The following is a 7457-nucleotide window of genomic DNA, read 5'->3' as shown; positions in this document are numbered from 1 at the left end:
CGTCACCGTCGGCGTCGCTGCGCCGCTCCCGGACGTAGGCCAGGTGGGTCTTGTACGGCTCGTTCCGCGGTGCCGCGGGCCCGGCGTCGGCCGCCAGGAGGTCGGCCGCGTCGAGGTCGAGGAGCAGCCCCGCGGCGCGCAGGCCGTCGAGCACCCGCGCGACGGTGGAAAGGTCCAGCCCGCTCCGGTCGGCCTCGCTCAGCACCGCTCGCTGCGACCGGCGTCCGTCCAGGCCCCGGAGGAGGGCGGCCAGGGCCGTGCCGTCCGGGCCGATGAGCACCCCGGCGCCGGAGTCCACCCCGCCGACCTGGACGGCGGTCTCGCCGGCACGCAGCACCGGGACGGCAGCGGGGAGCAGGGGATGGGCGGCGTCGGTCACGCGGGCAGCGTCGCAGCGGGCCGGTTCCCCGCGCTGGCGTCGTCCACAGGTCCCGGGACGACGAACGGCGGCGCCCCCGAGGGGACGCCGCCGCCAGCGGCCCCGTCCCGAGGCTCGCCCCGAGCGTGCGAGGGGTGAGGAGGACGGGGTCCTTTTTCAGGCCTTGCCGAGGATCCGGTTCATCTTGGTGCCGCAGACCGGGCAGGTGCCCTGGGCCATGCGACGGCCGGACTCGCTGACCTTGACCTCGCCGTCGAAGTCGCGCTTCTCCTTGCACTTCACGCAGTAGCCGTTGTAGCTCTCCGCCACGGGATCTCCTCGTTCTCGGGGCGCCTCGGCACGCGCGCCGGTCGCCGTTGCGCAGGGACGCTACCCGTGCGCGCCAGCGCCGGGACGACGGGCGGCTCCGTGATCAGCGCGGTGCGGCACCGGATTGCCCACAGCCTGTGGACAGACCTGTGGAGCGAGTGGGGACGGCTCGGCGTGTCCCTGTGTGCGGAGCGGGGACGGCGGCGGGCACGGGGAGCCGCGGGGCTGCCGGACACAGGCCCCGACCTGCACGGACGTGCGAACGCGACCTGTGGATCGCTGCGCAGCGCAACCCTTTGTCACCGGGTGGAGCGCCTCTTGTCCACCGTCCGTGCGACCTGTACCCACATGGGTGCCTCTGCGCAGGCGCAGGGCTGCCGCCGTGGCTTACGGTGCCTGCGTGCCCCGACCGACTCCTGACGCCGCCGCGTCCGCTGACGGTCCCCTCGTCGAGGTCCGTCGCAGCGCCAGGCGCCGACGGACCGTGACCGCCTACCGGGAGCTGGGCCGCACCGTCGTGCTCATCCCCGCCGCGTTCAGTCCCGCCGAGGAGCGCCGGTGGGTGGCCCAGATGGTCGCCAAACTGCAGACCCGGGAGGAGCGGCGCCGCCGGACCCTCGGTGGCGACGACGAGCTGATGTCGCGGGCCCGGGCGCTGTCGACGGCACATCTGGACGGGCTGGCCGAGCCGGCCAGCGTGCGCTGGGTGGACAACCAGCAGCGCCGATGGGGTTCCTGCACACCGGCCGACCGCAGCATCCGGTTGTCCAGCCGCCTGCGGACCATGCCCGACTACGTCGTCGACTACGTCCTGGTGCACGAGCTCGTGCACCTCCTCGAGCCCGGGCACGACGAGGCCTTCTGGGCGCTCGTCGGTCGTTATCCGCGCGCCGAGCGGGCCCGCGGCTTCCTCGAGGGCGTGGAGCTGGCTACCCATGCCGGAGAGCACGCGGACGACGCACCCGCCGCCGACACCGTCGACTGATTGAAGGACCCCCTCCTCCCCACCCCTCGCGGGCTCGGGGCGGTGCCCTGGAGGGGGCCTTAGCCCCGCTTCTCCGCGCCGTCGTCCGGGTTCTCCTCGGGCGGCGTGTCGTCGTCCCCGGTGTCCGGTGCGGACGGCTGCTCCGCGTCGCTCGCCGTGAGCGAGGCCAGTTCGTCGTCGAGGTCCTGGCGGGCGACGAAGTCCAACGGCTCGTCGAGGTCGTCCGACGTCGGCAACAGGTCCGGGTGCGACCACAGCCGGTCGCGCTCGGCGCTGCCGTAGCGCTGGCCCATGGCCCCCCACACCGTCGCGGCGTCGCGCAACCGGCGGGGGCGCAGCTCGAGGCCGACCAGCGTCGCGAACGTCTGCTCCGCGGGCCCGCCCGTGGCCCGGCGACGGCGCATGGTCTCGGCGAGCGCGGAATGGCCCGGCAGCCGGTCCTTCGCCGATTCGGCCACGACCGTGTCGACCCAGCCCTCCACCAGTGCGAGCAGCGTCTCCAGGCGGCGCAGCGCCATCTGCTGCTCCGGGGTCTCCTCGGGCTCCAGGACGCCGCTGCCGAGCAGCTGCTGGATGCTCTCCGGGTTGCTCGGGTCCAGGCCGCCCTCCATGCCGGACATGGCCTCGGTGATCCCGCGCTCGATCGCCTCGCGGTCGATGGTGATGCCGCGCGCGTAGGCGTGCACCGCGTCCTGGAGCTGCTGGCGCAACCACGGGACGTGGGCGAACAGCCGCTGCGAGGCGGCCTCGCGCAGGGCGAGGAACAGCCGGACCTCGTCGGCGGGGCGGTCCAGCCCCGCCGCGAAGTCGGCGACGTTCTGCGGCACCAGGACGCCGGTGCCCGCCGGGGCGAGCGGCAGCCCGACGTCGGTGCTGGTGACGACCTCGTCGGCCAGCTTGCCGAGGGCCTGCCCCACCTGGGCGCCGAACATCAGGCCGCCCATGCGGCCCATGATCCCGGCGATCGGGCCGAAGGACATGGCAGCTTCCTGCGGCAACGCACTGGTCATGGCGGCCACGACCTTCTCGGCCAGCGGGTCGATCAGCTCGGTCCAGGCCGGCAGAGTCTTCTCGACCCAGTCCACCCGCGACCAGGCGGCCGTCCGCTCGATGCCAGAGGGGAGCTCGGTGACCTGGTCGAGCCAGAGGTCGGCCAGGCGCAGGGCCTCGGCGACGGCGGTCTGCTCGGCCTGCGACGTCGGCTGGTGGCCGACCGCGAGCTGGCTGATCGCGCCCTGGCGGGCGAGGTCCCAGTTCACCGGACCGCCGGACCAGCTCATCAGCTTCTGCAGCTCGGCGAACAACGGCATCTTGCCGAGCAGGTCCTCCGGGGAACCGCCGCCGGCGAGGCCGCCGAAGAGGGCGCCGAGACCGAACGGGTCGCCCGCGGGGTCGCCCTCCTTGCCGGGCTCCCGGCGCTCGGGATCGCGGTCGGGCGGCCCGAAGCCGAACGGAGGTACGTCACTCATGCGTCCACGGTAGACGGGTGATCTTTCCGCGGGGATCCCACGTTTGCGCCGTCGGCGGACGCCTCGCACAGGGAGGCGACATAGGCTCGCCCGTCGTGACCCGTCGGATCGCCGTCCTGACCGCCGGCGTCGTGCTCCTGGTGCTCTTCGGGCTCCTCGGGACGACGCTGCCGGTGCCCTACGTCGCCCAGGTGCCCGGGCCCACGTTCAACACGCTCGGCGACATCGACGGCTCGCCGATCATCAGCGTGGAGGGCCGCGACCGCAACGAGGTCAGCGGCAACCTCAACCTGACCACCGTCGGGGTCAGCCGGGGCGGGCTCAGCCTCGTGCAGGCGGTCCGGGGCTGGTTCGACGACGAGATCGCCGTCGTCCCCGAGGAGTCGGTGTACCCGCCGGACCGTTCCGAGGAGGAGACCCGGCAAGCCAACCGCGAGGCGTTCCTCACCTCCGAGCAGGCGGCCGAGACCGTGGCCCTCGGCCACCTCGGCTACCCGGTGAAGGTCGTCGTCCAGGAGGTCCCCGAGGACTCGCCGTCGGAATCGCTGCTCCTCGAGGGCGACACCATCGACGCGATCGACGGCCGGCCGACGCCGGACAGCGACACCCTGCAGGCGGTCCTCACCGACATCCCGGGCGGCACGACGGTGACCGTCGACAGCACGCACCTCGGGGAGCCGGAACAGGTGCAGATCACCACGAAGGCCGCCGAGGACCGCAAGGGATCGCTGCTGGGCGTCAGCGTCCTCGAGCAGCCGTCGGCGCCGTTCGACATCCAGATCGACGTCGCCGACGTCGGCGGTCCCTCGGCCGGGCTGATGCTGACCCTGGGCATCCTCGACCTGGTCGGGGACGACGACCTCACCGGCGGCGCCGTGGTGGCCGGCACCGGCACGATCGACGCACAGGGCGACGTCGGGCCGATCGGCGGGATCACGCTGAAGATGGTGGCCGCCCAGGACATCGGCGCCGACCTGTTCCTCGTGCCGGCCGACAACTGTGCCGAGGCCACGGGCGTCGACGATCCCGGCTTCCCCCTGGCCCGCGTCGCCAGCCTGGACGACGCACTGAAGGCCCTCTCCGACTTCGAGGCCGGCCGCACACCGGCCGGCTGCTGACCCGCCTCACGACGCGGCCGCCGCCCGGGCCGCCCCGCCGTCCGCAGCCGGCTCCGGTGGGGGAAGCTGTCGGCGAGCGGTGGAGCGTGGGAACCCGGCGCAGCCAGGAGCGTTGTCCTGGTGGAGCGGGACTCGCGTTCCAACCGTCCTCCGCAACCGAAGACTGCAACTGAAGGAGACCGCTCGTGGCCATGCGGCCCCCCGTGCCGGTGCCGACGCTCTCGCGGCGCGCCAAGCTGGTTCTCGGCGCTGTCGCCGTGCTGCTCGTGCTGTTCACGGTGATCGGGACGTTGACCAACGTCTACGTCGACTACCTGTGGTTCGACGAGACGCGCTACACCGAGGTGTTCTGGACCGAGCTGCAGACCCGGGCGCTGCTGTTCGCCGTCGCCGGCGTCGCCACCGGCGGGCTGACCGCCACGGCGATCTACCTCGCCTACCGGTTCCGGCCCACCTTCCGGCCGATGTCGCTGGAGCAGCAGAACCTCGAGCGCTACCGCCAGTCGCTGGAGCCGCGCCGCGGCCTCGTGCTCACCGCGGTCGCCGTCGTCCTCGGCCTGTTCGCCGGGTTCACCGCCCAGGGCAGCTGGCAGACCTGGCTGACCTTCCGCAACAGCACCGACTTCGGGCGCACCGATCCGCAGTTCGGGATCGACCTGTCCTTCTTCGTCTTCGACTACCCCTTCTACCGACTGGCCCTGGGCTTCGGGTTCGCCATCGTGCTGCTGGCGCTGATCGGCTCGGTGCTCACCCACTACGTGTTCGGGGGCCTGCGCCTGCAGACGCCGGGGCAGAAGCTCACCGCGGGCGCCCGGGTGCAGCTGTCGGTCCTGCTGGGCCTGTTCGTCGCGCTGAAGGCGGTCGCCTACTGGCTGGACCGCTACGGACTCGTCTACTCCGACCGCGGTGAGGTCTTCACCGGCGCGAGCTACACCGACGTCAACGCCCTCCTGGTGCCCAAGACGATCCTGGTCTTCGTCGCGGCCGTCTGCGCGCTGGCCTTCTTCGCCAACATCCTCGTCCGCAACTTCCTGCTGCCGGCCGCGGCGCTGGTGCTGCTGCTGATCTCCAGCCTGGTCATCGGCGTCGCCTATCCGGCGATCGTCCAGCAGTTCGTGGTCCGCCCGAGCGCCGACCAGAAGGAAGCGCCCTACATCGAGCGGGCGATCAATTCGACGCTGGCGGCCTACGGGCTCGACGACATCAACTACGTCGACTACGCCCAGAGCAGCACCGGCGACGAGGTCGACACCCAGGCGGCCCAGGCCGAGCTCCGCAACGACACCGAGACCATCCCGAACGCCCGGCTGCTCGACCCCAACGTCCTGTCGGCCACGTTCACCGCGCGTCAGCAGATCCGCAACGTCTACGGGTTCCCCGAGAAGCTCGACATCGACCGGTACACCCTGCCGGACCCGGCGACCGGTGAGGACAGGACCCGCGACTACGTCGTCGCCGTCCGCGAGCTCAACAGCGAGGGGCTGTCGGAGAACCAGGACAGCTGGATCAACCGGCACACCGTCTACACGCACGGCAACGGCTTCGTGGCCGCGCCGGCGAACGAGGTCGTGGCCGGCCAGGAGGGCGGCGAGCCCAACTTCACGACCAAGGACCTGCCGACCACCGGCAACATCGAGGTCGACCAGCCGCGGATCTACTACGGCGAGCTGATCCAGCAGGGCGGGCAGGACGTCTACAGCGTCGTCGGTGCTCCGGAGGGATCGGAGCCGCGCGAGTTCGACCAGCCCGAGGACGGCTCCGACGAGGGCCAGATCAACAACACCTACGGGGGTGACGGCGGCGTCTCGATCGGCAGCTTCTTCCGGCAGCTGACCTTCGCCATCTACTACCGGGAGCGCAACTTCCTGCTCTCGGGCGCGGTCAACGACGAGTCGAAGGTGCTCTACGTCCGCGACCCCCGGGACCGCGTGGAGAAGGCCGCCCCGTTCCTGGAGGTCGACGGCGACCCGTATCCCGCGGTCATCGACGGCCGGGTGACCTGGATCCTCGACGGCTACACGACGTCGGACGCCTACCCCTACTCCGAGCTCCGCGACCTGGGGACGACGGCCCAGGACTCGCTCACCGGGGCGGGGACGACGGCGCTGCCAAACGACCAGTTCAACTACATCCGCAACTCCGTGAAGGCGACGGTCGACGCCTACGACGGCACGGTGACGCTGTACGAGTGGGACGAGGACGACCCGATCCTCCAGACCTACATGAAGGCCTTCCCCGACACGGTGCTGCCGCACGACGACATCCCCGAGGAGCTGATGAGTCACGTCCGCTACCCGGAGGACCTGTTCAAGCTGCAGCGGGACATCCTGACGCGCTACCACGTCTCGAATCCGGTCGACTTCTACAACCAGAACGACCGCTGGCAGGTGCCCGACGACCCGACCCGGGAGACCCAGGACGCGCAGCCGCCGTACTACATCCTGGCCCAGCGTCCGGGGGACGACGTGGCCAGCTTCCAGCTCACCAGCGCCCTGAACGCGTTCAACCGCGAGAACCTGTCCTCGTTCATCTCCGCCTCGAGCGATCCGGAGACCTACGGCGAGATCCAGGTGCTCCGATTGCCCGGCAACACCCCGTTCCGGGGGCCGCAGCAGGTGCAGCAGTCGTTCATCACGAACAACCAGGTCAGACCGGACCTGACGCTGTTCAACAGCCAGGAGTCCCGGGCGGTCTTCGGCAACCTGCTCACCCTGCCGATCGGCGGGAGCGGGCTGCTCTACGTCGAGCCGCTGTACGTGCAGGGGCGGGCGGAGAACTCCTTCCCGCTGCTGCAGAAGGTGCTGGTCAACTACGGCGACCGCGTGGGCTACGCCGACACCCTCGAAGAGGCCCTCGACCAGGTGTTCGGAGCCGGCACGGGGGAGTCGGCCACGGGCGGCGGCGCGACGCCCACCGAGCCGTCGACGCCGAGCACCACGCCCGCGACGCCCACGACCCCGGCCCCGGACGGCGGGGGCGCCACCGGCAGCAACCCGGCGCTGGACCAGGCGGTGGCCGGCATCCAGTCGGCGCTGCAAGCGCTGGAGACCGCACAGCGCAACGGCGACTTCGCCGGCCAGGGACGGGCGCTGGAGGACCTGCAGAACGCGGTGACCGCCTATCAGGCCGCGCAGTCCGCGGCGCCGGCGAGCCCGACCGGGTGACCCGGGGGAGGGTGCGGCGCCCCCGCTCCCTCC

The 7457-nt window shown here is 71.8% G+C and carries 6 protein-coding genes; 3 read left to right on the top strand and 3 right to left on the bottom strand.

The genetic code is table 11. From position 1 onward, the window contains the following. A partial coding sequence (locus E4P38_RS23495; RefSeq protein WP_245160903.1) for an RNA polymerase-binding protein RbpA occupies positions 1–379 on the bottom strand: 379 nt, incomplete at its 3' end. A gap of 156 nt (positions 380–535) precedes the next feature. Further along, positions 536–688, bottom strand: a complete 153-nt coding sequence (locus tag E4P38_RS22865; RefSeq protein ID WP_012950213.1) for a DUF5679 domain-containing protein — start codon at positions 686–688, stop codon at positions 536–538. Between the two features lie 400 nt (positions 689–1088). Here E4P38_RS22865 and E4P38_RS08855 point away from each other — a divergent pair, with 400 nt between their 5' ends. After that, positions 1089–1673: a M48 family metallopeptidase gene (locus E4P38_RS08855; protein WP_135131396.1), complete on the top strand. Its 585-nt coding sequence runs from the start codon at positions 1089–1091 to the stop codon at positions 1671–1673. 59 nt (positions 1674–1732) lie between these two features. Here E4P38_RS08855 and E4P38_RS08850 read toward each other — a convergent pair whose 3' ends face one another. Then, the gene (locus E4P38_RS08850) at positions 1733–3142 is read right to left on the bottom strand and encodes a zinc-dependent metalloprotease (RefSeq protein ID WP_135131395.1); all 1410 of its coding nucleotides are present in this window, start codon (positions 3140–3142) and stop codon (positions 1733–1735) included. A 95-nt stretch (positions 3143–3237) separates the two neighbouring features. Between E4P38_RS08850 and E4P38_RS08845 the strand changes: the two genes are divergently transcribed. Beyond that, the gene (locus E4P38_RS08845; protein WP_135131394.1) at positions 3238–4260 is read left to right on the top strand and encodes a PDZ domain-containing protein; all 1023 of its coding nucleotides are present in this window, start codon (positions 3238–3240) and stop codon (positions 4258–4260) included. A gap of 191 nt (positions 4261–4451) precedes the next feature. After that, positions 4452–7424: a UPF0182 family protein gene (locus E4P38_RS08840; RefSeq protein ID WP_245160906.1), complete on the top strand. Its 2973-nt coding sequence runs from the start codon at positions 4452–4454 to the stop codon at positions 7422–7424. Positions 7425–7457 lie beyond the last annotated feature (33 nt).

Source organism: Blastococcus sp. CT_GayMR16 (assembly GCF_004570875.1).
In the GTDB taxonomy this organism is placed as follows: domain Bacteria; phylum Actinomycetota; class Actinomycetes; order Mycobacteriales; family Geodermatophilaceae; genus Blastococcus_B.
This window is presented reverse-complemented; position numbering and strand designations above follow the sequence as displayed.

Excerpts from the sequence above, each read along its gene's own strand:
- E4P38_RS08850 (WP_135131395.1), bottom strand. The coding sequence starts at position 3,142 with ATGAGTGACGTACCTCCGTTCGGCTTCGGGCCGCCCGACCGCGATCCC.
- E4P38_RS08840 (WP_245160906.1), top strand. The coding sequence starts at position 4,452 with ATGCGGCCCCCCGTGCCGGTGCCGACGCTCTCGCGGCGCGCCAAGCTG.